This is a genomic window from Hymenobacter sp. IS2118 (genome assembly GCF_000715495.1).
Lineage (GTDB): Bacteria > Bacteroidota > Bacteroidia > Cytophagales > Hymenobacteraceae > Hymenobacter.
In genome coordinates, this window is sequence record NZ_JNLX01000038.1 from 1 (window position 1) to 1,600 (window position 1,600).

The 1,600-nt window shown below is 52.9% G+C and carries 1 protein-coding gene; it reads left to right on the plus strand.

What is annotated here, in order from left to right; genetic code table 11:
* Nucleotides 1–562: aminoglycoside adenylyltransferase family protein (locus tag GM79_RS02245; RefSeq protein WP_035558573.1), on the plus strand; the 562-nt coding region annotated here is incomplete at its 5' end.
* Nucleotides 563–1,600: the final 1,038 nt, after the last annotated feature.

Genomic DNA, 1,600 nt, shown 5'->3' on the forward strand with positions numbered 1-1,600 from the left:
GGGTGAAAGCGAAATTCTGCGTGCGGTGGAAGTGACCATCGTGGTGCATGATGACATTATTCCGTGGCGTTATCCGGCGAAACGTGAGCTGCAGTTTGGCGAATGGCAGCGTAACGATATTCTGGCCGGCATTTTTGAACCGGCGACCATTGATATCGATCTGGCCATTCTGCTGACCAAAGCGCGTGAACATAGCGTGGCGCTGGTTGGTCCGGCAGCGGAAGAACTGTTTGATCCGGTGCCGGAACAGGACCTGTTTGAAGCGCTGAACGAAACCCTGACCCTGTGGAACAGCCCGCCGGATTGGGCGGGTGATGAACGCAACGTGGTGCTGACCCTGAGCCGTATTTGGTATAGCGCGGTGACCGGCAAAATTGCGCCGAAAGATGTGGCGGCGGATTGGGCCATGGAACGTCTGCCGGCGCAGTATCAGCCGGTGATTCTGGAAGCGCGTCAGGCGTATCTGGGCCAGGAAGAAGATCGTCTGGCCAGCCGTGCGGATCAGCTGGAAGAATTTGTGCATTACGTGAAAGGCGAAATTACCAAAGTGGTGGGTAAATAATAACTGTCAGACCAAGTTTACTCATATATACTTTAGATTGATTTAAAACTTCATTTTTAATTTAAAAGGATCTAGGTGAAGATCCTTTTTGATAATCTCATGACCAAAATCCCTTAACGTGAGTTTTCGTTCCACTGAGCGTCAGACCCCGTAGAAAAGATCAAAGGATCTTCTTGAGATCCTTTTTTTCTGCGCGTAATCTGCTGCTTGCAAACAAAAAAACCACCGCTACCAGCGGTGGTTTGTTTGCCGGATCAAGAGCTACCAACTCTTTTTCCGAAGGTAACTGGCTTCAGCAGAGCGCAGATACCAAATACTGTTCTTCTAGTGTAGCCGTAGTTAGGCCACCACTTCAAGAACTCTGTAGCACCGCCTACATACCTCGCTCTGCTAATCCTGTTACCAGTGGCTGCTGCCAGTGGCGATAAGTCGTGTCTTACCGGGTTGGACTCAAGACGATAGTTACCGGATAAGGCGCAGCGGTCGGGCTGAACGGGGGGTTCGTGCACACAGCCCAGCTTGGAGCGAACGACCTACACCGAACTGAGATACCTACAGCGTGAGCTATGAGAAAGCGCCACGCTTCCCGAAGGGAGAAAGGCGGACAGGTATCCGGTAAGCGGCAGGGTCGGAACAGGAGAGCGCACGAGGGAGCTTCCAGGGGGAAACGCCTGGTATCTTTATAGTCCTGTCGGGTTTCGCCACCTCTGACTTGAGCGTCGATTTTTGTGATGCTCGTCAGGGGGGCGGAGCCTATGGAAAAACGCCAGCAACGCGGCCTTTTTACGGTTCCTGGCCTTTTGCTGGCCTTTTGCTCATTAGGCACCCCAGGCTTTACCCGAACGACCGAGCGCAGCGAGTCAGTGAGCGAGGAAGCGGAGAGCGCCCAATACGCAAGGAAACAGCTATGACCATGTTAATGCAGCTGGCACGACAGGTTTCCCGACTGGAAAGCGGGCAGTGAAGTGAAGGCCCATGAGGCCAGTTAATTAAGCGGCCGCGATATCCTGCAGATGCATCCAGTACTAGTATGGCCCA